We start from the raw sequence: 22,753 nt of genomic DNA, 5'->3' as shown, positions 1-22,753 counted from the left end.
TTTTCAATCCCCCTTTGAGGATAGTGTATCGTATATCTCTGTGCCGTCATAGTAAAAATCCGACATTGTTTTCAGATACTTTTGTGGGGTAACGCCACTGATAGCCTTGAAATCTTTATCAAAATGGGCTTGGTCGAAATATCCAGCTTGTTGCGACAATGCCGCAAAAAAGCAAGGCGATTTTTGAATGTGCTTTAATACATAATTAAAGCGAGTTAAGCGTATAAAGTCCTTAACATTCATCCCAATTTGCACAAGAAACAAGCGGTTTAGCTGTCGCCCACTATAATGGGATTGTCTGGCAACTTCTTTCACTTGTATTTGTCCATAATTATCAGAAATCACTTTGGTTGCCAACACCAAAGAGTCCGAAACAACATGCTTTTCCATGCGTCGGTATAAAATTTCCTCACAAGTATTCACCAAATCGGATACAGTTTTTGATGCTACAAAAGCCTGATGCAGCGAATAAAACAGCTCATTGTCAATATCCTCAAGCGTCAGTCGTTTATCTGCAAACTCCGCTTGGCTTTGACGAGTAATTTGATACAAACCATAGGGAGAAAGTTGTACAAGCAATAGGACATGATAACTATTTGGTTCCATTCCTAACAATACCGGGGTTAAAGATGCTCCCCACAGTTCAGCAATGACTGCGTTTCCGTCAAAAGCAAGCGACAATGTTCCGCAAGCGTTAGGCATAAGCGTATATTGTGCGGTAAATGTATTATTCGATGGAAATACGACGTTGTAATATTGAATATATTTTCTCAGCCCCACATGCGAGGGGAATATATTGAATTGCTTGTTATCTTTTATAATCAAATTATTCCCCCTCATCTTCAAAGTAAAGTTTTCATTATGTTTATCCGCCTAATGCGAATCAAGCAAATATAAATACACCCCTTCGGGGCAAATTTTTCCTCACTACCGTTTCAAAAAAGTTTTACTCGGTAAATATATAAAATAAGTTTACCATAGCAAAATGGAAGTTTCAATTAATTAAATATAGACAACAGGGAGGGGTTCGGTGCTATGAAAATTAAAATCCGTTCACCGTCTATATGCAAGCATTGACTGGACTATTCTTGGCATGTAGACAAAGCAAGAGCCGTTGCGTCAAGTAAGATGCAACGGCTCAAATTCGTGATAAGTCAGATTTTATTGTGTAGGTGAAGTTAAACCACTAACAGAGGGTGTGCTCATACCCTTACACAATGTTTTCACCCAAAATAATTTTTGGCATAGTGGTTAAGCATCTGTTCCATCGCTTGTAAAAATGCTCTAACCCTAACTTTGACACCCTTGCGTGAGTTTCTTCATCTCTAACAGTCCAATGTAAAACATAAGTGACTTTGCCTACATTGCGTGTGAGGCGAACAGGCAATGCCCCTTCTTTAACGGCATTAAAATCTGTTTGGCGGTGGGTGCGTTTGATATATCTAACTTCAATAACACCATCCTGCTCCATATAAAAGGCGGCAACCTCTTTCATAAGTTGCTCAATTTCCTCTTGCTTTTCAATCTTTGCCTCATAGATACAAATTTCATTAAACATTTATTGCACCACCTCACACATTATATAAATTATATAAAACTTGCTCACCGAGCGTTAATTTCCCATGCTACCGTTTCACAAAAGTTTTACACGGCAGATATATAAAGTGAGTTTACCATAGTAAAGCGGAACTTTCAATTAAACAAATATGAACAATGGAAAGGACACAGATACTATGAAAAAGTCCGTTCGCCATCCTTTTGCAAGGATACTCTGGACGATTTTGGGGATGTAGACAAAGCAGGAGCCGTTGCATCAAGATAAAGATGCAACGGCTTAATTTCATAATCTAAAATAAGGGTAAAGCTTCTTAAGAAAAATACCATGGCTCACTGATAAATTTGATATATATTTTTTTGTTTGCAATCTCAATTAAGCCTTCGTCCTTCATTCGTTTCAGTTCCCTGAAAAGTGAGGGGCGTTGTACACCGAAGTAGTCAGCAAGCTGCTTTTTTGTGATAGGTAGCAAAACAGATTCCGATTTTTGCTGGGTAGAAAGTGCCAGAAGGTAATGAAGCAAAGTTTTTAGGTCCCAAGTTCATGGCCATTCGTTGGGCGCTCACTGTACTTGCCATAATCATCTTCTCATGGATTTCGGCAAAAATTATTCGGGATGAGGATCTACCGGGAGAAATGCTGGCTAAGCCCGGCCTCCATATTAACAAGGATGCCTGTATGGGCTGTACCCTTTGTGCAAAGAACTATCCCACACTGTTTATAATGCAAGGGAAAAAAGCTGTTGTCAAAGCATATGATAAACAGGCTCTTGATTATGAAAAACTCCAAAGTGTAATAAAGGCATGTCCGGTTCATGCAATAGAATATTCGGAACAATAAAGATAAGGAGTTATATCACAACGTGATGTAGCTCCTTATTTACTTTATTAAAAAGGTTGTAAGCCTATCTTTGTATCCAGGATTAATATCATCGAGAGGGGTTTAAGTGTAATTACCCTCAGGATTCAATCACCCTATTAATCCAATCGCATAAGATATATAAGGGTAATGCTATGCAATTTATAATTTTGTGATGTTACCTAAGCTGAAAAAGGAGGTGTTTTTTTGTGAGTCGATATAATGAAAACAGAAGGGGTTGCGGAAATCAGACCGTAGAGTCATGCCAACAAGACCATGGGCCTTATCCCTATGTTACCAACATTTCGCAAGCAACTGGGCGGAATCAGAACTATCGCACGACATTGTGGACTGGATGTCACCTGCAGTTAACTCTGATGAGTATTCCCGTATGCGGTGAAATTGGGTTAGAGATACATCCAGATACTGATCAGTTTTTGCGTATCGAACAAGGAAACGGTGTTGCTTTGATGGGAAACCGCAAAGAGCAATTGGATTTCCAGCAATGTATAGCAGCAGATGATGTTATTTTTGTCCCTGCCGGAACATGGCATAATGTTGTTAATAAAGGGCGATGCCCTTTAAAACTCTATTCAATTTATGCACCACCACATCATCCGCATGGCACAGTGCACAAAACTAAGGCAGATGCCGATAGATTGGGGGATTGAAACCACAATACATGTAAAAAAAGTAAGAGCCACGTGAGAATTCACGCAGCTCTTATTTTTATTGCATTGAACCATTTTTCAGTTTTTGTCGTTTTACCAGTTTCACTAACTCAAACCAAAACACTGCGATAAATGCAATAATAACAGCCTTTAATAACAGAGAAGCAGAAAGTGGTGCCAACTTTAATAAGCCATTGAGTGGCGAATACAAAATAATGCCAAGCATAGCCAGTGTACCAAGGTTAACTGCCCACATCACTTTGTCTTTCACAAGGCGCTTTACCGATTGAAAGGTAAAATCGTGATCAGAACTATTGACCTGTACAAGAAACAAGTTGGATAGCATGATAATTGCAAGCCCCATTGCCCGGGCAACTGGTGCATTATCAACATTTCCATCGAGGATTACGTAATACGTTCCAAAGGAGGCCGCAAAAATGATAAGTCCCTGCAAAATGCTTTTGGCTAGAGTTTTTGCGGTCAACAGTTTTTCCTTTGGATCTCGAGGGCTTCGCTCCATAATGTCTGCTTCGGCAGGCTGACGCTCTAGTACAATCGAGCAGGTAGGGTCAATGAGTAGCTCGAGCAGAACAACGTGGAGAGGAAGTAAAAGCAGTGCTGAGGGGGCAATGCCAAGGATTGGTGCAAGTAAGGAGGCAAAGGCAATGGGAATATGAATGGTGAACACATAGCCCACAGCCTTGCGAATGTTATCATAAATACGGCGACCGTCTTTTACCGTTTCTACAATAGTAGTAAAATTGTCGTCCATTAGAATGAGATCTGCTGCTTCACGGGAAACTTCACTGCCGCGTTTACCCATTGCAATGCCAATATCGGCATATTTGAGAGCGGGTGCATCATTCACGCCATCACCGGTCATCGCGACAATTTCACCGTTATCTTTGAATGCTTTTACAATACGCATTTTATGTTCAGGAATGACACGAGAAAAAATGCTGACATCCTTCACTTTTTCACGCAGTTCTTCATCGGTCATTTCGCTTAGCATATCGCCTGTAATGATATGGTCGCTGTTTTGCATACCGATTTTCTTTGCGATAGACGCGGCGGTGATGCCATTATCACCTGTAATCATAACAACACGAATACCCGCTTTATTGCAAACGGCGATGTCTGCTTTTACACCTTCACGGGGTGGGTCGGCAAGCCCGATCAGTCCGCAAAGCGTTAAATGGCAGTCTGTGATCTGTGCAGGAATTTCTGCTTCACTTTGTAGCTTTGCAGTGGCAACTGCAATTACACGCAAACCTTGTTTGGACATTTCGGTGATCTTCTGTTCTGCTGTTTGTTTTTCTAAATCTGTAAGCTTACAAATAGTTAAGATACGCTCAGGGGACCCTTTTGCGGCAACGGTAATTCCGTCATCTCTGCGCCAAATATGCCCCATCATCTTCAACTCATTTGTAAAGGCATATTCGCTGATTAGTTCTCCAGCAAAAAGATCTTCCTTTAAAATTCCAAGGGTTTCGCAATGCTTGAGCATTGCCTTTTCCATTGGGTCATAGGCATCGGTCTCGCAGCCCATACCCATTACTTCACAAAGTGCTATGGTGTTGCCATCAGTAGCCCACGTATCCTGCACGGTCATCTGATTCATCGTGATGGTACCTGTTTTATCTACGCATAGCACAGATACGGCGCCAAGCGTTTCCACTGAAGGCAACTTGCGCACCAGTGACTGCTTTTTGGCAAGTCGCCAAGCTCCCATTGATAAAAATACCGTGAGGATGACAGGAAACTCTTCTGGAATCATTGCCATGGCAAGGGTGATGCCCGACAAAATGCTTTCAATCAGCCTGTCGCCAAAGCTGTGGTCAGGAATATTTAGCCATGTGAATATTCCTACAAGGGCAAACAAGACTGCAGCAATTCCTGCGCATAGTTTAACAAGACTTCCGGTTTGCTTTTGTAGGGGTGTGGGTTCCTCTGGTGCAGATGCAACATTAGCACCGATTTTTCCATATTCGGTGCTGCCACCAATTTTATCTACCAGTACCGTTGCTGTGCCCTGTGTAACCAGCGTGCCAGCATAACAATAATCACGCCGCCAATAGTCGCTTGTTGAATCTGCACTCTCAGTGTTGATTTTCCACACACCTTCCGCTTCGCCGGTCAACGAAGATTCATCGACACACAGGTCGTTACATTTTATTATAATGCCGTCTGCCGGGATTTTAACCCCCTCATAAATCATCATTAAGTCGCTGGGCACAAGGTCAGCACTTGCAATGGTCTGCTCCTTGCCATCACGAATAACAGTGACATGCGGGGCAGATAAATCTTTCAGGGCATTTAGGGCTTTATCGGTTTTCCATTCTTGAATTACATCAATGCTAATGATGCCCACCACAAAAATGAGCATAATCGCACCATCCCTGGATTCTCCCAGAATAAAATAAATGGTCGCAGCAACAATGAGCAGTAAGAACATTGGTTCGCAGATAATATGCAGGATTTTTTTGAAAAAGCTTTCTTTTTTCCGTGCGGTCAATTCATTCTTACCATATTGCTCCTGCAATCGTTTTGCTTCGGTGGCGGTTAAGCCAGCCATGTTTTGCTTTTTGTCTGTCATAAAAGTTACCTCCGTTTTAGCCTTTCGGCAGTCGTTTGATAGCTCTATGGCACTCCATTTCGGGGTCATGTGTTCCATCAGGGTATAAAAAATAGCACACCTATGGAACATACTACTGTCCCACAGATGTGCTCAAATTGCAATCTGTTGCCGCTCATTGGGCGGCCCGGCCCCATGACCTTTACAAAAAGGTTCATCGCCTGCTCAGTTTGTACTGTTGATCTCGCATTCATGCTGAATGTAATGCAGTGCAAAGAGATTCTATATATTATATGCAGGATTGCAATCATTGTCAACCAGAATATTATAGAAGATGTAAGGAGAATTAAAATGAAAACAAAAATCCGTTCACCGTCTTTATGCAAGGATTGTCTGGACTATTCTTGGCATGTAGTAATAATGAGTAGGTCCAGTTCTGCAAGGAGCTGGGTCTGCTCATTTAGGTTCTCATTATGCTCATAATAAGAAATTCTGGTTATTCCTAACTGTTCATTAATATGCCAACACCTCATAACCAGTTTCGGTTACTAACACCTGTTTTTCCCATTGCGCAGAAGGCTTCCCATCAGCAGTGCGAATAGTCCAATTATCGCATTTATCTGTTACTATATTGGATTTTCCCATATTTATCATAGGCTCTACAGTAAAAACAAGTCCTGGGACTAAGAGCATTCCTGTTCCTTGCTTTGTCACATAACCGACCCAAGGATCTTCATGAAATTGTAGACCAATACCGTGGCCTCCGATTTCTCGAACGACAGAATATCCATTTTCCCTTGCATGGTCTTGAACAGCTTGCCCAACATCACCAAGAAATCCCCACGGTTTTACCTGTTCAATGCCCAGCTCCACACACTCTTTCGCAACATCAACCAGTTTTTGTTTCTCAGCGGAAACAGCACCAATGCAAAACATGCGTGAAGAATCTGAAAAAAATCCGTTATAAATTGTAGACACATCAATATTTACAATATCGCCGTTTCGCAGGAATATACGATCAGAGGGGATACCATGACATACAACATCATTAATTGAGATACACACGCTCTTAGGGTATCCGTCAAAATTGAGTGTTGCTGGAACGCCTCCCAGTTCCTTGGTTTTTTCGAAGATAAGCCGGTCAAGCTCTTCCGTGGTGATTCCATCAACCGCATAATTTGCAATGAAATCCAGTAAAGCGATGTTTCGTTTGCTGCTTTCCCGAATACCTTCAATCTGTTGTTTTGTTTTAAGCAATTTTCGATAAGGCACTTCATATCCCTTTAAGCGGTAGATTTCAATTTGCTCATCAATAGGGCCATGACATTTCTTATATTTTCGACCGCTGCCACACCAGCAGAGATCATTTCTTCCAAACTTGTCAGACATTTTATCTCCTCGCATTTACAAATTCGGAGGGAGCAATACGCCCTATAGACTAAGGTGAGCTAAGAGAAACACCGGAAGTTTTCCGATATTGGCGTGGCGAGCATTGAAACGCTTGTGAAAAAGCTCTTGCAAACGCTTCAGATGACGAGTACCCATATCGAAAAGCAATATCGGTTATTCTGTCATTGGTTATGCAAAGATCATTAGCAGCAGCTTTTAATTTACATTGGGCAAGAAATTGTTTATATGTCATACCCATGTGCTCCCGAAACTTTGTAGAGCAGTAATACGGTGAATAACCAACATATGATGACATATCTTGCAGGCTTGGGCTTTCTGTTATGTTATTTTCTACCCACTTTGCCATTGTTTCTATTGTTTGAACAGACATTTGCTTCACTCCTTTCTCCAGTATATCAATTCTCACAGACAATTACCTGATATAAGTTGCACATATGAGATAAAGTGCTTGCCGATAATCTCCGTAATTTGGCTGCAGCAGGAGTTTACGGATGCCTTTAATTACTGTACAGATTATAAATAATTAGCAATTCAAATACTTGTTAAAAGTTATCGTACCATATGTTGCCGCAAATTTCCACTGTCCTTATGCAAGTATTGACTGGACGATACTGGGGATGTAACGGAGAATAGGAAAACGAGGCTGACAAACGCCAGCCTCGTTCTTTATAGTTTGTTGTCAGCGATTCGCTCTCTCAAATTCTCAATTTTAGAGCGGATTGCTTTTATAGTACGTTCAAAGTCCACATCGCTTTTGCCGGTTGGGTCATCTAACCCCCAATCCTCCCTGTGCATACAGGGCAAAAAAGGACACTGCACATTGCAGCCCATGGTCACCACGATATCCACTGGGGGAATCTCCTCCAGCAGCTTACTGCGCTGAGTTCGCTCCATGTCGATGCCATAAATCTGCTTCATCAGCCGCACAGCATCCTGATTGATTTGCGGCTTTACTTCCGTTCCGGCAGAATAGCTTTCAAAGACATCAGACGCAAGGTACTTGCCCAGTGCTTCGGCAATTTGGCTGCGGCAGGAGTTGTGTACGCAGATAAATGCTACTTTAGGTTTGCTCATACTGGAAACCATCCTTTCGTTTTGTTGGCGATTTTTACAAGCAACAGCATCACCGGCACCTCGGTCAGCACGCCAACTACGGTGGCAAGAGCCGCCGGTGAAGTAGTACCAAACAATGCAATCGCCACAGCGACCGACAGTTCAAAGAAGTTGGACGCGCCAATCATCCCCGCAGGGGCGGCAATATCATGGGGCAGCTTCAGCCATTTGCAAGCAAAATAAGCGATGAAGAAAATAAGGAAAGTTTGCAAAACAAGCGGCACAGCAATGAGTAGAATGTGCAGCGGATTATTCAAAATCACATCACCTTGGAAGGAAAACAGCAATACCAAAGTGAGCAGCAGACCAATGCTGGTGGCATTATCAAATTTATGGACAAAGGTGTTTTCAAAATACTCTGTGCCCTTGCGATTTGTCACCAGCACACGGGTCAGAATACCGCCCGCAAGCGGAATGACTACAAATAAAATGACCGATAAAATCAGCGTGTCCCATGGCACGGACACGTTGGAAACGCCCAGTAGGAATTTCACAATCGGCACAAAGGCAACCAGAATAATCAAATCGTTGGTTGCTACCTGTACTACGGTGTAGGCAGGGTTTCCTTTGGTGAGCGTGCTCCAGACGAACACCATCGCTGTGCAGGGTGCCGCACCCAAGAGTACTGCACCCGCCAGATACTCCTTGGCGAGGTCAGGGGCAATCAAGCCCTTAAAAACCACATAGAAAAATAGCGCGGCGATACCGTACATGGTGAACGGCTTGATGAGCCAGTTTGTCACCCATGTGACGAATAACCCCTTTGGGTTTTTCCCCACATTTTTGACGCTCTGGAAATTCACCTTCATCATCATGGGATAAATCATCACCCAAATGAGGATGGCGACCGGAATAGAAACTCTGGCATACTCAAAACGGCCTAAAAATGCAGGAACGGCAGGTAAAAGTTTACCAATTAAAACACCTGCCGTCATACAGAGAGCAACCCACACGGTCAGGTATTTTTGAAAGAAGCCAATGCTTTGTGATTTTTCCTTTGCCATAAATTTACCCCCGTACTTTTTGCAGGATTTTAACGACCTCGTCCTTTTTTAAAACCTTTCCAAAGGAAACGACCTTGCCGTCCACAACCAATGCAGGAGTTGTCATCACACCGTAAGCAGCGATCTGTGTAAAGTCTGTCACATGGTCAATGGTGGCATCCATGCCAAGCTCTTTGAGCGCTTCCAAGGTAGCCGCTTCCAGTTGATTGCACTTTGCACAGCCCGAGCCAAGCACCTTGACGGATGAACCGCTCACTTTTGCTTTTTCGGCTTCCGCAATCGTTTCTGTATTGCAGTCACCGCCACAGCAGCAACCGGAGTTTTTTGCTTTTGCTTCTTCGTCAGCTTTCTTTGCGGCAATTTCGGAGGGCTTGCACATTTCCCCGCAACCACACTGCACCAATTCTTCCTCTGCATTTTTCTTTTTACCAAAACCAAACAATGCCATAATAAAAACCTCCTTAAATTCATGATTAGAAACCTGAATATAACAAATAGAAACCGATGAGCAGGATCACCGCGCCCATGACGATTTTCAAAATAGCGCTGGCTTTTCCATACTTCTCGCTTTGGGAGAGCTTTTGGGCAAAGCCCATGGAAGGCTCCGCAATCACGGCGAGAATGCCGTGCCCAATGAAATAGAGCAGCAGTAGCAAAACACTCCATACAAGGCTGCCCGCCGTGGCCGCAAGGATACCCAAAACCGTAAAGGTCAATCTCGGCAATGACGGCGAAAATCAAAAGTGGAATAACTGTTTTTATATCCTTTGTTTACTCATCCGCAAGTACCTTCAGGGCAGCAACCGGTCTTCACAGCTTTTCCCTCAAAGAAGTTTTTGAGATTTTCTGGAAGTGAATACTCGCCGCAGTCACAAACGGGCTGCACCATGCCGAGCACAGCTCTTAGAATTCCTTCGGCCAGCATGGCTTTGGGCGGTACTTCATAGGCTTGACCTTTGTATGCAAAGGTACGACAGGTCACATCGGTTCCGCTGATTTCACCACAGCAGCCGCAGGTGTTTTCCGCAACAGGTCCGCAGATATCCTGCCCATTTACACGAATGGTGGGCGACGCAAGGAATCGGTAGTGCTCCGCCAGTTCTTTTGTGGCGATCTGTACCTTTTGAAGCCGCATGGTATATCCGGCAGCCTCCAGAGCGGGCGCGATACTGCCCAAAACTTCTTCCAGTACCGCATCGGCGCCGATACAGCGGTCACAGGTATTGAGATCAAGATAGAGATATTCCACAAGCACAGCCTTGGAGGAATCCTCCTCACAAGCCCCGCCGCGGCAGCAATCTACGCTTTTTTTTGCACTGCATTCGCCGTTTGGCGGTGTCCAGCCAGTATCGTCGCCTACATAGGAGATGGCGCCTGCCGGACACTTGTTGCCGCAGCCGTGGCAACGGTCAATGCAGTTTCCGGGTTGCATCACCACAGGGGACGGGGCTTTTGCTTTGTTATAAACACTGTGGGAGCAAAAATCCACGCAGGTTCCGCATTCAGTGCAAGCAAGATAATCGATGACTGGATACCAGTTTTTAGCCATTCTCTTTCCCTCCCATTAAACCAGTAGATACTGGAAAATATTAAACAGATAGCCAACAATGATAATGCCGATGGTGCAGATGGCAATAAATGTGCCCAACAGCTTCGGCTTTACCGCCTTGCGCAGCATGATGATGGAGGGCAGGGAAAGCGTTGTGACTGCCATCATAAAGGAGAGAACCGTACCAAGCTGCGCGCCTTTGTAGAGCAGCGCTTCGGCCACCGGAATCGTGCCGAAAATGTCAGCGTACATGGGAACGCCAAGCAGAGTTGCCAGCACTACCCCAAAAGGATTATTGCTGCCAAGCACCATCTCAATCCAGCTTTCAGGAATCCAGTTGTGGATGATAGCTCCGATGCCCACGCCAACCAGAATGTACGGCAGAACTTTTTTGAAGGTTGACACCACCTGATCCTTGGCGTAAATGACACGCTCTTTGCGGGTTAAGTCAGGCGATTCAAAATCTACGCCGCTTGCCGAGCGAATGAATTCTTCCACATAGTTTTCCATGTGAAGTTTTTCAATCAGCGTACCGCCAACGACCGCGATAACCAGGCCCACAACGACATAGACGATAGCGACCTTTGTGCCAAAGATGCTCATGAGCAGAACGAGCGACCCGAGGTCTACCATGGGTGAGGAAATCAGAAAGGAAAAAGTCACGCCAAGGGGCAGTCCGGCACTGGTAAATCCAATGAACAGAGGTATGGAGGAGCAAGAGCAAAAAGGCGTTACCGTGCCAAGCAGTGCTGCCATGATATTTGCCCACACGCCGTGAAAGCGGCTCATAATTTTCTTGCTTCGTTCCGGCGGGAAGTAGCTTTGAATGTACGAGATGATGAAAATCAGCACGCAGAGCAGTACGGTGATTTTTAGTACATCATAGATAAAGAATTGAACGCTGCCACCAATTCGTCCTGTTACATCAAGACCGAACAACGAGAGCAGATTACCGATTAGGGCGTTGAGCCATTTCATTCCAAGCACTTGGTCTTGAAAGAACAGCCACGTATTTTGAAGGATCTCCATAGGGTAAGCGCCTCTCTTTCTTAAATTCAATAGTCATATCAAAAAAACTTGATATGTTGTGCCGAATAAAAGCCATCTTCCATCAGATGGCCGTTATTGATTGCAACAACGAGTATCTTCAGCGGTTGCATTGGGGGTGGTAATTGCTTTTAACAGGAGCATGGCCTCGTGGCTGCCCTGTTCACTGATTTTATAATGTGTCCATTTGCCTTCCTGTCTGCTTTCGACAATACCCGATTCACATAAAATCTTCATGTGATAGGACAAGGAGGACTGACCGATTTCCATTTGATCAATGAGCACGCAGGCGCATTTTTCACCGCTGCGCAGCAGTTCCAAAATGGCAAGCCGCTTTTCATCGCAAAATGCCTTAAATACATTAGCGTTCTTCTCCGGAGTAAGCTCCAACGTTTATCACCTCACATCAAATTATCTTGATATGATATAGTATATGCTTCACATCAAAAAATGTCAATATGAAAGGAAGCGCTGTTTATGAAAATTAAAATCCGTTCACCGACCTAATGCAAGGATACTCTGGACTATTCTTGGCATGTAGACAAAGCAAGAGCCGTTGCGTCAAGTAAGATGCAACGGCTCAAATTCGTGATAAGTCAGATTTTATTGTGTAGGTGAAGTTAAACTACTAACAGAGGGTGTGCTCATACCCTTACACAATGTTTTCACCCAAAATAATTTTTGGCATAGTGGTTAAGCATCTGTTCCATCGCTTGTAAAAATGCTCTAACCCTAACTTTGACACCCTTGCGTGAGTTTCTTCATCTCTAACAGTCCAATGTAAAACATAAGTGACTTTGCCTACATTGCGTGTGAGGCGAACAGGCAATGCCCCTTCTTTAACGGCATTAAAATCTGTTTGGCGGTGGGTGCGTTTGATATATCTAACTTCAATAACACCATCCTGCTCCATATAAAAGGCGGCAACCTCTTTCATAAGTTGCTCAATTTCCTCTTGCTTTTCAATCTTTGCCTCATAGATACAAATTTCATTAAACATTTATTGCACCACCTCACACATTATATAAATTATATAAAACTTGCTCACCGAGCGTTAATTTCCCATGCTACCGTTTCACAAAAGTTTTACACGGCAGATATATAAAGTGAGTTTACCATAGTAAAGCGGAACTTTCAATTAAACAAATATGAACAATGGAAAGGACACAGATACTATGAAAAAGTCCGTTCGCCATCCTTTTGCAAGGATACTCTGGACGATTTTGGGGATGTAGTGGAACAAATAATGTTTCGTTGCTTTAATATGTCTTGTAGATGTCATATTATCATCTTATAATAAAAGCAGTAGAGGTGATAATATGCAGATTAACAGGCTATTCGAAATGGTTTATCTATTGCTGAACAAAAAAAGTATGACCGCCGGGGAGCTCGCAACACACTTTGAGGTTTCACCCCGCACGATTTACCGGGATGTAGAGCTTCTATCCTCGGCGGGAATACCCATTTATATGACCAAGGGCAAGGGTGGTGGAATTTCACTGCTCCCTGACTTCGTTCTCAATAAAACTGTCCTGACCGATGGCGAAAAGTCAGATATTCTCGCTGCACTTCACGCAGTAGATGCGGTCAACTTGGAGCAAACCAATACTGCGGTGCAAAAGCTGTCCTCCCTATTTGGAAACACCAGCGCCGATTGGGTTGAAGTTGATTTCTCCGGCTGGGCAAACGCCGATGAGGAAGCGCAGCTGTTCAGCCTGCTGAAAAGCGCCATTCTCGGAAAGAAAAAAGTGGCGTTTCAGTATCACAGCAGTGAGGGCAGCACGCAGCGCACAGCAGAACCCATGAAACTCTGCTTTAAGGGACAGAGCTGGTATCTTTATGCTTTCTGCACAGTGCGTCAAGATTATCGGTTTTTCAAACTGCGGCGCATGAAAGAATTGAAGCTGCTTGACGAGCGCTTTGAACGCACTGCCTCCGCGAAGATATTTGAAGGCACAAAAATATTTCAAGATGATTTCGTGACAATCACACTGAAGCTGTCAAAGAAAATGGCGTATCGTGTCTATGATGAATTTTCACAATACAAAACGCTTCCCAGCGGTGATTTCATTGCGACGCTCACCATGCCCAGAGGCGATTGGGTCTATCAATATCTTGCGACCTTTGGTGAGGATTGTGAGATCATAGAACCGGAGGATATCCGCCTGCAAATCAAGGATAAGCTGCAAAAAACACTGGCACAATATTTATAATATGACACGCTGCTGTCAATTGGTCTTTGCTATGATGATAGTATCAAAGACAAGGAGGACGATCAAATGAACTACGAAGTTGTGCATTTAGAGGAAAAGATTATTGTTGGGGTAAGTGCTGCGACCAGCAACAGCGACCCTGAAATGGGGAAAATCATTGGCGGGCTTTGGGAGAAGTTATACCAAGGCGGCATCAATGCCGTGATAAAAAACAAGGTAAACGAGTACGCCATTGGGCTGTATTCCGATTATACGGCCGATGGGTACTGTGTAACAGCGGGTAATGAGGTTTCCAAGGCAGAAAATCCTGAACTGACCGTAAAAACAATCCCTGCCGGAAAATACGCAAAATTCTCTGTGCATGGGCATATGGAAAAGGCCGTCTCTGACTCATGGGGAGAGATTTGGCAGACGGATTTAGACCGCAGCTTTACAGGCGATTTCGAGGAATACCGAAATGCCGACCCGGAAAACTGTGATATTGATATCTACATTGCTCTGAAGTAAGGGGGGGAAACGTATGAAATTAGAAGGCTTCGGAATTTTCGTGAAAGATATGCCGACTATGGTGCGTTTTTACCGTGATGTTCTTGGGTTTGAAATCAAGGAGGAAGAAGATTCCAGCAATGTCTATCTGGTGAAAGATGGCACTTTGTTTTTACTTTATCGCAGAACAGATTTTGAGCAGATGGCAAAAAGGTCGTTTTCTTATGCGAATGGCATCCATGGCCATTATGAAATTGCGATGGGTGTAGAAAACTATGCCGCAGTAGATGATACCTTTAAGCGGGTTGTGTCAAACGGTGCCGTGCCGGTCTTAGAACCTACAACAGAGCCGTGGGGACAGCGGACTTGCTATGTTGCAGATCCAGAGGGCAACTTAATTGAAATTGGTTCCTTTACCAAATAAGCAGCTACACAATTGCCTATGCCTAAAAAGAAGGAGACGAAATAACAAATGGATTATAGAAAAGAATTTGAGCGCATGATGCAAACACAAACAGCCATGGCGCTGGCTACAGCGGCAGACGGAGCGCCCAATGTACGCATCGTCAATTTTTATTATGATGCAGAGACGAAAGCCCTGTATTTCTCCACCTTTAGCGACAACCAAAAGGTTGCGGAGTTTGAGAAAAATCCTCATGCTGCATTCACAACGATTCCGGAAAGTGGAGAAGAACACGTTCGGGTCAGGAATGGGATTGTTCGGAAAAGCTCTGTTTCGGTGGAAGCCATCAAGGATCAGTTTCTATTGAAGCTGCCGGAATACATTATGAGCATCCCTGATGTACTTCCTGCGCTTATCCTGTTCGAAATCACCTTTGACCAAGCGGATGTGGTCATTGACTTTGAACACATGGAAACGATTGCGGTATAGTCTGAAACCCCTGTCGGCAGCGAGTTGCAACTATTCTCCAAGGCGCACTGTGAATGAACCCACGGTGTGCCTTTTTTATTTCCCCCAAAAGACGTTTGCAGCAGCAAAACAAGGAGGGCGGCAGAACCGCTCTCCTTGCTTTTTGTAAACGGGCTATGCTATTTATCGTTGCCGTCGGGCTCTGAATCTCTTTTGAGTTCCACAATAACGCCGTCATCACCGGAGATAAAAAGCTCCTCCGTCTTTTGCTGCGCACGCTGAAGCAGCGAGATGGCATCCGTCACATCGTTAAACAGCGAATCATACATTTTTTTGTAATCTGCCACACAATAGACCTCCTTTTCCTTATTTCGGCGGCCACCGTTGTGTGGTATTGAAGCTCTGACCGGACGGATTGTCAAGTCGTTTCTGAAGTTTTCTAAATGTTAGCACCCTGTCAGAAATCCGTTCAGACAGATATGCAGGCACACCGCATTTTATTGCATGGTGTGCCTTTTTTATTTCCACAGAAAGGGGTGAGAATCCAATGTTCATATGGGACTTTGTCCTTGGAACCGTGATGGATCAGATCATCGAATGGCTCTACGGACAGGTGGTCGGTTTTCTGGCCGATTTTTTTGCACAGATGGGAAATATGGGCGTGGAGCTGTTCGAAATGAGCTGGGTGCAGTCCATCGTCCTGTTTTTTTCCTATCTGGCTTGGGCGCTGTATGGAACCGGGCTGGTGGTGTCGGCGTTTGAAACCGGCATCGAGTACCAGCACGGCCGGGGCAGCATCAAGGACACCGCCTTAAACGCCATTAAGGGCTTTATGGCGGTGTCCCTTTTTACCATCGTGCCGGTGGAGCTGTTCAAGCTCTCGGTCAATCTCCAGAGCAGCCTCACGGCGGGGATCACCGGCTATGGAACCAGCTTTGGCGACCTTGCCGGGAACATCATTTCCGAGCTTGGCAGCTCACCGGATATGGTTGGCGCCATGGGCTCCGGCGTGTTCGGAGGGCTGGCTGTCATTACAAGCCCCATCCTGCTGCTCTTTATGATCATCATGATGGGGTACGCGGTCATTAAGGTGTTCTTTGCCAACCTGAAGCGCGGCGGCATCCTGCTCATACAGATTGCCGTGGGCAGCCTGTATATGTTTTCCGTTCCCCGCGGCTACATCGACGGTTTTACACAGTGGTGCAAGCAGATCATCGGTCTGTGCCTCACCACATTTTTGCAGGCAACCATCCTTGCGGCGGGGCTTATGGTGCTGCGAACCCACGCTCTGCTGGGGCTTGGTCTGATGCTGGCCGCAGGAGAAGTACCGCGAATTGCCGGAGCCTTCGGGCTGGATACCAGTACAAAGGCCAACGTGATGAGCGCCGTGTATACCGCACAGGCTGCCGTCAACACCACCCGCACCATCGTACAGGCGGTAGCGCCGAAATAAGCACAGAAAGGAAAAGCCTATGAAATTAATCTATGTGGCGTCCCCTTATGCCGGGGACATCGAACAGAACACCGCATTTGCCAGGAAAGCGTGCCGCCATGTGATGAACGAGGGGCACGCTTTTTTTGCGCCCCATCTGTTATATCCGCAGCTCCTTGATGATTCCAATCCGCAGGAGCGTCAGGCGGGTCTGGATATGGGACTTGCCATGCTGCCCCGCTGTGACGAGTTGTGGTGCTACGGCGACCGCATCTCCTATGGAATGCACCTTGAAATCGAGGAAGCGGTCAGAATCGGAATCCCGGTTCGCCGGGTGATGGAACAGGAAAACGGCTTTGCCATCGGCAGAGCCAAAGGCACCGAACCGGCCGAAGCTCCCCAGCAGGCGATGAGGATGGCCTGATGATGACGATGGGGAGCCTCTTCGATGGGATCGGAGGTTTTCCATTGGCGGCTATCCGCAACGGTATCACTCCCGTATGGGCCAGTGAAATCGAAGCCTTTCCCATTGAAGTGACGAAAATCCGATTCCCCGAAATGCTCCATGTCGGGGATATTACAAAGCTGGACGGAGCGAAATTGCCGCCTGTGGACGTCATTTGCGGCGGCAGCCCGTGTCAAGATTTATCGGTCGCTGGCCAGCGCCGGGGCTTGGCGGGTGAGCGTTCCGGCCTGTTTATGGAGCAGACACGCATTGCGAAGGAGATGAGAAAATCCGATGAGCAACGAAACGTACCAGCTCACCTTGTTCGACCTCGATACCTCGTTTGGGAGAATGTCCCCGGAGCCTTCAGCTCCGCAGAGGGGGAGGACTTCCGGGCGGTCATTGAGGAGATCGTCCGCATTAAGTACAGTGCCTGTGATGTGCCTCGACCTGAGTCCGGGCGCTGGGAATCTGCTGGGGCTGTCCTTTTGGGAAATGAATTCAGCCTGGCTTGGAGAGTCATGGACGCTCAATTCTGGGGAGTCGCCCAGCGCCGCCGTCGCATCTTCCTTGTCGCAGATTTTGGAGGCACGACCGCACCCGAAATACTATTTAAGCAAGACAGCCTGTTTGGGGATATTGCGCAGAGCGGAGGCCCGCGGCAAGGAGCTGCCGCCCCAGCTCAGGGACGCACTGATGATACAGGCGGGGCTTGCCTGACCCCATGGGATGTACAGAGCCGCCGCATTTTTGAAGAAACCGGAACATGGCCCGCCCTCTATAGTGGTGAAGGCGGTGGGCACGGATATATTCAGACAGAAGAAAGAATACCCATTGCTTTCGCCGCCAACCAACGTGATGAAGTGCGGGATTTGCACGATATTGCAGGGGCAGTACAGGCTCAGCCGGGGATGAAACAGCAGACCTTTGTGGCAGAACCGCTGTTGTGCTTAAACGATCAGGGCGGCGAACGGATGGATGTCACCGAGGATGTGGCGTCCACGCTGCGCGCCGGTATGGGCGGGCATCCTCCCCTTGTATCTCAGCCAAACTGTCTGAACGGCTGGGATACCCAGCAAAGCCGTGTGTTCACGCCGGAGGGTGTGGCGCCGACTCTTGCCGGTGCGGACGGCGGCGGGGGAAGAAACCCGGCAGGGCTTCTGTTTGCGGCAGGCGTTGTCAGCAAGGGTGACGGCGACTGCTTTCTCTCACCGGAGGTACACACCTCTATTACCGGCGGCGGTGGGCAGGCCGGACAGGGCTATCCCTGTGTGCTTACCGCGGGCTTCTGCGGAAATGCCAGCGCCGATGCGAGAGGAATCGGCTATCAGGCGGAGTGCTCACCCACCATTAAAACCGGCACGGCCCCATCGGTACTGTGCCTCAACGATCAGGGCGGCAGTCAGATGCACTGTACCGAGGATATCACCGGCACCCTCCGCGCACAGGAGCATGGACACCAGCCGCTGGTGTTTGACAACCACGCACAAGATTCCCGCTTTACCGGACCGGTGGATGTGTCGCAGACAGTATCCGCAGGCTTCGGGCAGGGCGGGAACAATCAGCCGCTGGTCATGGCGACCCAGCAGGGCGGCGCTGAAATTGGCGAGGGCATCTGCCCGACCATTACGGCAAGTGCCGGGATGAGTGGCAATAATCAGCCGGTATTATTTGAAAATCACGGCATTGACAGCCGCTACACCGGCCCCCATGCAGTAGCGCCCACCATGTCCGCCCGGATGGGAACAGGCGGCAATAATGTTCCGCTGGTGGGCAGTGCCGTTGCCTTTTCGCTGGATTCCAAGGAATCCAACAGCATGAAATCAGCAAATCCCCATTCGGGATGCCGGGAAACGGAGGTTGCCAGAACCATTGACACAACCAGCCCCGATCCCAGCAAGAACCAAGGCGGCATTGCTATTTTGCAGGAAACCATCTGCATTGCCGGAAACACCATCGACCGGGAGCCGGAAAACGGCGGCAACGGCCTCGGCTGTCAGCCGGACATCAGCTACACCATTACAACCAGCGACCGGCACGCAGTGTGTGAGCCATACCAAGAGGTGGTGGGCGCGCTTTGCCGTGGAGATGAGAAAGGCATCGGCAGCCAGTATGTCAGTCAGAACAAATGCATTGTGGAAAGGCGCAACCTCATCCGCAGGCTTACCCCTCTGGAATGTGAACGGCTCCAAGGTTTTCCCGATGGCTGGACGCTAATTCCGGGGGCATCTGACAGCGCCCGGTATAAAGCTCTTGGAAATAGTGTGGCGATACCCTGCGTGGACTTTGTCCTCCGAGGCATCGCTTATTTTTTACGAAAAATCTATGAGGAACAGGAGGGATCACCCCGATGTACATCTACCCCGACAACTTAAAATCAAAGGCGACCCTGTGGCTGTGGGATCTGCGGGACATCGGAATCATCGGCATCGAATGCCTGATTTCTGTCTTTGCCCTCTCCCGGCTGGGCTGGCTGCCGCCCATTGTTCTGACGGCGGTCTATGCCTTTTTATCCATCCGCTTCGAGGATGTGAGCATCCTTGACTTTATCCGCTACGCCGTCGCTTTCTTCTTTGGCAAGCAGCAGACCTACGAATGGAGGGGATGAATATGAACAGAAAAAAGAAACAGGAGGCCAGAGAAAAAGCCTCCACCCGCCAGCTCATGGGCATTGATGGCATCACCGCCCACAGCCTTGTAACGCCCCACGGTGAGCTGGTGTTTTTTATGATTAAACCGACCAATATCAGTGTTTTGTCTGAGAGCAGCGTGGGGGCAAGAATCTACGCTCTTATGAATGTTCTCAAGGGCATTGCTGAAATTGAAATGCTGTGCCTGAACAGCCGGGAAAACTTCGAGGACAATAAGAGTTATCTCAAAGCAAGAATGGATGCCGAGCAGAATCCTGTCATCCGAAAACTGCTGGCACAGGATCAGACCGCCCTTGACCGTATGCAGGTGCAGATGGCAACGGCAAGGGAATTTCTAATCATCATCCGGCTGAGAAATGAAAAGGAACGCGATGTTCAGCCCTACCTCTCCCGCATCGAAAAGAGCCTTAAGGATCAGGGCTTCACGGTGCGCAAGGCGGGTGAATCGGACATCAAGCGCCTGCTGGGTGTCTATTATGAGCAGAATGTCACAACGGAACAATACGAGGATTATGACGGAGAAAGGTGGGTGATTTTCGGTGAGTAAAAACAGAAAAAGAGAAAAATCAGTGCCGCAGGAGGATGCAAAAATCAAGGATTTCCTTGACATGATCGCTCCGGGCATCATCAAATTCAACACCGACCACTTCATATGCGGCAACACCTACCGCTGTGTGTGGGTGCTGCGGGAATATCCCACAGCTACCGAGGAACAGGCCATCCTGCGCCACCTCGGAGAAAAGGACGGCGTGACCCTGCGCATCTACACCCGTCAGGTAACGGCGGCCGAGGAAAAGAAGATCATCCACAATGCCGCCAACAAAAATCGCATGGATAAGAGCAGTACCAACGATCTCCAGCAGACCGTCACCGCCGAAAGCAATCTGCAGGATGTAGTGACGCTGGTCTCCTCCATGCACCGGAATCGGGAGCCGCTTCTGCACTGCGCTGTTTTTATCGAGCTGACCGCTCACGATTCCGATGCGCTGAAGCTGCTCCAGACCGATGTGCTCACCGAGCTGGTGCGCTCCAAGCTCAATGTGGACCGGCTCATGCTGCGCCAGCGGGAGGGTTTTCTCGCCGTAGGCCCCGCTGGCTGGAATGTGTTCGCCAGCCAGTTTGAACGGGTGCTGCCCGCAAGCTCCGTGGCAAACCTCTATCCTTTCAACTACAGCGGTAAGACCGACCCTCACGGCTTTTACCTCGGCAGGGATAAGTTCGGCTCCAATATCATTGCGGATTTTGACAAGCGCGACGATGACAAAACCAACGCCAATGTCCTGATACTCGGTAACTCCGGCCAAGGCAAGAGCTACCTGTTAAAGCTCATTCTCTGCAATATCCTCGAATCGGGCAAGTCGGTTCTGTGCCTTGATCCAGAGCACGAATATGTGGAGCTGGCGGAAAACCTCGGCGGCTGTTTCATTGATCTCATGTCGGGCCGGTACCGGATCAACCCGCTGGAGCCGAAAACATGGGACGAGGGCGGCAGCCCGGAGGACACCGACGCGCCCCAGGCGTTCCGCCAGTCCACCAAGCTCAGTCAGCACATCAGCTTTCTCAAGGATTTCTTCCGGTGCTACAAAGATTTTTCCGACCGCCACATTGACGCCATTGAAATCATGCTGGGCAAGCTGTACGAACAGTTCGGAATCAGCGACCGCACCGATTTCAAGAGCCTTGCCGCCACGGACTACCCCATTTTGTCCGACCTCTATGCCCTGATTGAAGCCGAGTACAAGGGCTACGACAAAACCAAATACCAGCTCTACCCGCCGGAGCTTTTGCAGGAAATCCTGCTGGGGCTTCACTCCATGTGCATGGGCGCGGAAAGTCAGTTTTTCAACGGCCACACCAACGTAACCTCCGACCGCTTTATTGTGTTCGGAGTAAAAGGCTTGCTCCAGGCCAGTCGGAACGTGAAAAACGCCCTGCTGTTCAATGTTCTGTCCTTCATGAGCGACAAGCTTCTGACCGAGGGGAACACCGCCGCCTCCATTGACGAGTTGTATCTGTTCCTCACGAACCTGACAGCCATTGAATACATCCGCAATTTCATGAAGCGTGTGCGCAAGAAGGAATCGGCGGTTATTCTTTCGTCACAGAACTTGGAGGACTTCAATATTGAGCACATCCGCGAATTGACCAAGCCGCTGTTTTCCATTCCGTCTCATGCGTTTCTGTTCAACGCAGGCAACATCGACAAGCGGTTCTATATCGACTCCCTCCAGCTGGAAGAAAGCGAATACAACCTGATCCGCTTTCCCCAGCGCGGTGTCTGCCTCTACAAATGCGGCATTGAGCGGTATAACCTCGCGGTTCACGCTCCGGCATATAAGGAGAAATTGTTCGGAACGGCGGGCGGCAGATAACATGGAAAGGAGAAAAATCATGAACAGACTGCAACAGCAGAAAGAAAACAAATCAGGACTCCTCGAAGATATGCTGTCCTTCATCCGCTACACACCCAATCGGGAGGCGGATCTTTTAGCGTTTATGGAGAAATACCAGAAAGCGGATTGCGACGAGCGCCCCGCCATTTTGGAGCAGCTCCGGTGCTGCATGGATGGCAAGGAATACCCCGATCCCTACGCCGGGAGCTACCACTATACCCCGGAGGATGTGTCTGTCATGGGGCAGATTCTGGATGACTACATTGACGACCTCACCTTGGCGCAGGGTGATCCCGCCGCCGTTTCAGAGTGTGTGCGGGATACGGTGCTGAAAATCAATGCGCTCAACGAGGAATGCGGGCGGTATCTCATTGATACCTGGCGCAGGGAACGGCTGTGCGGCTTCATCAACTCTGCGGCGGAGCTGGCGGGGCTGTCTCAGGAAAAAGACCTGACCCTGCAGCACAGGATATGGTAAAG

The 22,753-nt window shown here is 47.5% G+C and carries 28 protein-coding genes and 1 riboswitch; of the genes, 13 read left to right on the top strand and 15 right to left on the bottom strand.

Annotated elements, in window-relative coordinates:
- Positions 1–3: 3 nt before the first annotated feature.
- The 3 genes from EQM06_RS11165 to EQM06_RS13525 form a co-directional block, all read right to left on the bottom strand.
- The gene (locus tag EQM06_RS11165) at positions 4–825 is read right to left on the bottom strand and encodes a helix-turn-helix domain-containing protein (RefSeq protein WP_018214004.1); all 822 of its coding nucleotides are present in this window, start codon (positions 823–825) and stop codon (positions 4–6) included.
- Positions 826–1,210: 385 nt separating this feature from the next.
- On the bottom strand, positions 1,211–1,558 hold the full coding sequence (locus EQM06_RS11160; RefSeq protein ID WP_018213991.1) for a hypothetical protein: 348 nt from the start codon (positions 1,556–1,558) through the stop codon (positions 1,211–1,213).
- Positions 1,559–1,868: 310 nt separating this feature from the next.
- Positions 1,869–2,027, bottom strand: a complete 159-nt coding sequence (locus EQM06_RS13525; protein ID WP_230974965.1) for a helix-turn-helix domain-containing protein — start codon at positions 2,025–2,027, stop codon at positions 1,869–1,871.
- Positions 2,028–2,056: 29 nt separating this feature from the next.
- On the opposite strand from EQM06_RS13525, the gene EQM06_RS11150 reads away from it, so the two are divergent.
- Both EQM06_RS11150 and EQM06_RS11145 read left to right on the top strand, forming a co-directional pair.
- Positions 2,057–2,395: a (4Fe-4S)-binding protein gene (locus tag EQM06_RS11150; protein ID WP_230974964.1), complete on the top strand. Its 339-nt coding sequence runs from the start codon at positions 2,057–2,059 to the stop codon at positions 2,393–2,395.
- Between the two features lie 227 nt (positions 2,396–2,622).
- Positions 2,623–3,084 carry a cupin domain-containing protein gene (locus EQM06_RS11145; protein ID WP_018214002.1) on the top strand — a complete coding sequence of 154 codons (462 nt, stop codon included), beginning with the start codon at positions 2,623–2,625 and terminating at the stop codon, positions 3,082–3,084.
- Positions 3,085–3,142: 58 nt separating this feature from the next.
- Here the strand turns inward: EQM06_RS11145 and EQM06_RS11140 are convergent, their stop codons facing one another.
- The 11 genes from EQM06_RS11140 to EQM06_RS11090 form a co-directional block, all read right to left on the bottom strand.
- Positions 3,143–5,680 carry a cation-translocating P-type ATPase gene (locus EQM06_RS11140; RefSeq protein WP_018214001.1) on the bottom strand — a complete coding sequence of 846 codons (2,538 nt, stop codon included), beginning with the start codon at positions 5,678–5,680 and terminating at the stop codon, positions 3,143–3,145.
- Positions 5,681–5,793: 113 nt separating this feature from the next.
- Positions 5,794–5,898, bottom strand: a riboswitch (NiCo riboswitch).
- A gap of 274 nt (positions 5,899–6,172) precedes the next feature.
- Positions 6,173–7,048, bottom strand: coding sequence for a methionyl aminopeptidase (locus tag EQM06_RS11135; RefSeq protein ID WP_026184156.1), 876 nt, complete (start codon positions 7,046–7,048; stop codon positions 6,173–6,175).
- 49 nt (positions 7,049–7,097) lie between these two features.
- On the bottom strand, positions 7,098–7,439 hold the full coding sequence (locus tag EQM06_RS11130; protein WP_026184155.1) for a helix-turn-helix domain-containing protein: 342 nt from the start codon (positions 7,437–7,439) through the stop codon (positions 7,098–7,100).
- Positions 7,440–7,735: 296 nt separating this feature from the next.
- The gene (locus EQM06_RS11125; protein ID WP_018213998.1) at positions 7,736–8,143 is read right to left on the bottom strand and encodes an arsenate reductase ArsC; all 408 of its coding nucleotides are present in this window, start codon (positions 8,141–8,143) and stop codon (positions 7,736–7,738) included.
- Positions 8,140–9,186, bottom strand: a complete 1,047-nt coding sequence (gene arsB, locus EQM06_RS11120) for an ACR3 family arsenite efflux transporter (protein WP_018213997.1) — start codon at positions 9,184–9,186, stop codon at positions 8,140–8,142. The genes EQM06_RS11125 and arsB overlap by 4 nt, the downstream gene beginning before the upstream one ends.
- 4 nt (positions 9,187–9,190) lie before the next feature.
- Entirely contained in the window at positions 9,191–9,634 is a 444-nt protein-coding gene (locus tag EQM06_RS11115) for a thioredoxin family protein (RefSeq protein WP_018213996.1), read from the bottom strand.
- A gap of 25 nt (positions 9,635–9,659) precedes the next feature.
- A complete protein-coding gene (locus EQM06_RS11110) occupies positions 9,660–9,902 on the bottom strand; it encodes a hypothetical protein (RefSeq protein WP_020493353.1) in 243 nt (80 codons plus the stop codon).
- Between the two features lie 59 nt (positions 9,903–9,961).
- Positions 9,962–10,735 (bottom strand): DUF2703 domain-containing protein, encoded by a 774-nt coding sequence (locus EQM06_RS11105; protein WP_018213994.1) that lies wholly within the window; start codon positions 10,733–10,735, stop codon positions 9,962–9,964.
- 15 nt (positions 10,736–10,750) lie between these two features.
- Entirely contained in the window at positions 10,751–11,764 is a 1,014-nt protein-coding gene (locus EQM06_RS11100; protein WP_018213993.1) for a permease, read from the bottom strand.
- A gap of 93 nt (positions 11,765–11,857) precedes the next feature.
- Positions 11,858–12,172 (bottom strand): ArsR/SmtB family transcription factor, encoded by a 315-nt coding sequence (locus tag EQM06_RS11095; RefSeq protein WP_018213992.1) that lies wholly within the window; start codon positions 12,170–12,172, stop codon positions 11,858–11,860.
- Positions 12,173–12,434: 262 nt separating this feature from the next.
- Positions 12,435–12,782 (bottom strand): hypothetical protein, encoded by a 348-nt coding sequence (locus tag EQM06_RS11090; RefSeq protein WP_018213991.1) that lies wholly within the window; start codon positions 12,780–12,782, stop codon positions 12,435–12,437.
- Between the two features lie 319 nt (positions 12,783–13,101).
- Between EQM06_RS11090 and EQM06_RS11085 the strand changes: the two genes are divergently transcribed.
- From EQM06_RS11085 to EQM06_RS11070, 4 genes are all read left to right on the top strand, one after another.
- Positions 13,102–13,995, top strand: a complete 894-nt coding sequence (locus EQM06_RS11085) for a helix-turn-helix transcriptional regulator (protein WP_018213990.1) — start codon at positions 13,102–13,104, stop codon at positions 13,993–13,995.
- A 66-nt stretch (positions 13,996–14,061) separates the two neighbouring features.
- Entirely contained in the window at positions 14,062–14,502 is a 441-nt protein-coding gene (locus tag EQM06_RS11080; protein ID WP_018213989.1) for a GyrI-like domain-containing protein, read from the top strand.
- Positions 14,503–14,515: 13 nt separating this feature from the next.
- Positions 14,516–14,905 carry a VOC family protein gene (locus EQM06_RS11075; RefSeq protein WP_018213988.1) on the top strand — a complete coding sequence of 130 codons (390 nt, stop codon included), beginning with the start codon at positions 14,516–14,518 and terminating at the stop codon, positions 14,903–14,905.
- 48 nt (positions 14,906–14,953) lie between these two features.
- Entirely contained in the window at positions 14,954–15,373 is a 420-nt protein-coding gene (locus EQM06_RS11070) for a pyridoxamine 5'-phosphate oxidase family protein (RefSeq protein WP_018213987.1), read from the top strand.
- Positions 15,374–15,531: 158 nt separating this feature from the next.
- Here EQM06_RS11070 and EQM06_RS12925 read toward each other — a convergent pair whose 3' ends face one another.
- A complete protein-coding gene (locus EQM06_RS12925; RefSeq protein WP_018213986.1) occupies positions 15,532–15,699 on the bottom strand; it encodes a hypothetical protein in 168 nt (55 codons plus the stop codon).
- A gap of 200 nt (positions 15,700–15,899) precedes the next feature.
- Here EQM06_RS12925 and EQM06_RS11065 point away from each other — a divergent pair, with 200 nt between their 5' ends.
- Genes EQM06_RS11065 through EQM06_RS11035 form a run of 7 tightly spaced genes read left to right on the top strand, consistent with a single transcriptional unit; the run spans position 15,900 to position 22,751 of the window.
- On the top strand, positions 15,900–16,805 hold the full coding sequence (locus EQM06_RS11065; protein ID WP_018213985.1) for a conjugal transfer protein TrbL family protein: 906 nt from the start codon (positions 15,900–15,902) through the stop codon (positions 16,803–16,805).
- A 19-nt stretch (positions 16,806–16,824) separates the two neighbouring features.
- Positions 16,825–17,208: a DUF7768 domain-containing protein gene (locus EQM06_RS11060; RefSeq protein WP_018213984.1), complete on the top strand. Its 384-nt coding sequence runs from the start codon at positions 16,825–16,827 to the stop codon at positions 17,206–17,208.
- Positions 17,208–19,604: a DNA cytosine methyltransferase gene (locus EQM06_RS11055; protein WP_074432651.1), complete on the top strand. Its 2,397-nt coding sequence runs from the start codon at positions 17,208–17,210 to the stop codon at positions 19,602–19,604. The genes EQM06_RS11060 and EQM06_RS11055 overlap by 1 nt, the downstream gene beginning before the upstream one ends.
- Complete coding sequence (locus tag EQM06_RS11050; RefSeq protein ID WP_018213977.1) at positions 19,580–19,837, top strand: hypothetical protein; 258 nt, start codon at positions 19,580–19,582, stop codon at positions 19,835–19,837. The genes EQM06_RS11055 and EQM06_RS11050 overlap by 25 nt, the downstream gene beginning before the upstream one ends.
- 2 nt (positions 19,838–19,839) lie before the next feature.
- The gene (locus EQM06_RS11045; protein ID WP_020493352.1) at positions 19,840–20,427 is read left to right on the top strand and encodes a hypothetical protein; all 588 of its coding nucleotides are present in this window, start codon (positions 19,840–19,842) and stop codon (positions 20,425–20,427) included.
- On the top strand, positions 20,420–22,252 hold the full coding sequence (locus EQM06_RS11040) for a VirB4 family type IV secretion system protein (RefSeq protein ID WP_018213975.1): 1,833 nt from the start codon (positions 20,420–20,422) through the stop codon (positions 22,250–22,252). Before EQM06_RS11045 ends, EQM06_RS11040 begins: the two co-directional genes overlap by 8 nt.
- Positions 22,179–22,751 carry a hypothetical protein gene (locus EQM06_RS11035; protein ID WP_230974963.1) on the top strand — a complete coding sequence of 191 codons (573 nt, stop codon included), beginning with the start codon at positions 22,179–22,181 and terminating at the stop codon, positions 22,749–22,751. Before EQM06_RS11040 ends, EQM06_RS11035 begins: the two co-directional genes overlap by 74 nt.
- Positions 22,752–22,753 lie beyond the last annotated feature (2 nt).

This window comes from Aminipila luticellarii, from assembly GCF_004103735.1.
GTDB lineage: Bacteria > Bacillota > Clostridia > Peptostreptococcales > Anaerovoracaceae > Aminipila > Aminipila luticellarii.
This window is presented reverse-complemented; position numbering and strand designations above follow the sequence as displayed.

Excerpts from the sequence above, each read along its gene's own strand:
- EQM06_RS11160 (WP_018213991.1), bottom strand. The coding sequence starts at position 1,558 with ATGTTTAATGAAATTTGTATCTATGAGGCAAAGATTGAAAAGCAAGAG.
- EQM06_RS11140 (WP_018214001.1), bottom strand. The coding sequence starts at position 5,680 with ATGACAGACAAAAAGCAAAACATGGCTGGCTTAACCGCCACCGAAGCA.
- EQM06_RS11135 (WP_026184156.1), bottom strand. The coding sequence starts at position 7,048 with ATGTCTGACAAGTTTGGAAGAAATGATCTCTGCTGGTGTGGCAGCGGT.
- EQM06_RS11130 (WP_026184155.1), bottom strand. The coding sequence starts at position 7,439 with ATGTCTGTTCAAACAATAGAAACAATGGCAAAGTGGGTAGAAAATAAC.
- EQM06_RS11125 (WP_018213998.1), bottom strand. The coding sequence starts at position 8,143 with ATGAGCAAACCTAAAGTAGCATTTATCTGCGTACACAACTCCTGCCGC.
- arsB (WP_018213997.1), bottom strand. The coding sequence starts at position 9,186 with ATGGCAAAGGAAAAATCACAAAGCATTGGCTTCTTTCAAAAATACCTG.
- EQM06_RS11115 (WP_018213996.1), bottom strand. The coding sequence starts at position 9,634 with ATGGCATTGTTTGGTTTTGGTAAAAAGAAAAATGCAGAGGAAGAATTG.
- EQM06_RS11105 (WP_018213994.1), bottom strand. The coding sequence starts at position 10,735 with ATGGCTAAAAACTGGTATCCAGTCATCGATTATCTTGCTTGCACTGAA.
- EQM06_RS11100 (WP_018213993.1), bottom strand. The coding sequence starts at position 11,764 with ATGGAGATCCTTCAAAATACGTGGCTGTTCTTTCAAGACCAAGTGCTT.
- EQM06_RS11090 (WP_018213991.1), bottom strand. The coding sequence starts at position 12,782 with ATGTTTAATGAAATTTGTATCTATGAGGCAAAGATTGAAAAGCAAGAG.
- EQM06_RS11085 (WP_018213990.1), top strand. The coding sequence starts at position 13,102 with ATGCAGATTAACAGGCTATTCGAAATGGTTTATCTATTGCTGAACAAA.
- EQM06_RS11080 (WP_018213989.1), top strand. The coding sequence starts at position 14,062 with ATGAACTACGAAGTTGTGCATTTAGAGGAAAAGATTATTGTTGGGGTA.
- EQM06_RS11075 (WP_018213988.1), top strand. The coding sequence starts at position 14,516 with ATGAAATTAGAAGGCTTCGGAATTTTCGTGAAAGATATGCCGACTATG.
- EQM06_RS11070 (WP_018213987.1), top strand. The coding sequence starts at position 14,954 with ATGGATTATAGAAAAGAATTTGAGCGCATGATGCAAACACAAACAGCC.
- EQM06_RS11065 (WP_018213985.1), top strand. The coding sequence starts at position 15,900 with ATGTTCATATGGGACTTTGTCCTTGGAACCGTGATGGATCAGATCATC.
- EQM06_RS11060 (WP_018213984.1), top strand. The coding sequence starts at position 16,825 with ATGAAATTAATCTATGTGGCGTCCCCTTATGCCGGGGACATCGAACAG.
- EQM06_RS11055 (WP_074432651.1), top strand. The coding sequence starts at position 17,208 with ATGATGACGATGGGGAGCCTCTTCGATGGGATCGGAGGTTTTCCATTG.
- EQM06_RS11050 (WP_018213977.1), top strand. The coding sequence starts at position 19,580 with ATGTACATCTACCCCGACAACTTAAAATCAAAGGCGACCCTGTGGCTG.
- EQM06_RS11045 (WP_020493352.1), top strand. The coding sequence starts at position 19,840 with ATGAACAGAAAAAAGAAACAGGAGGCCAGAGAAAAAGCCTCCACCCGC.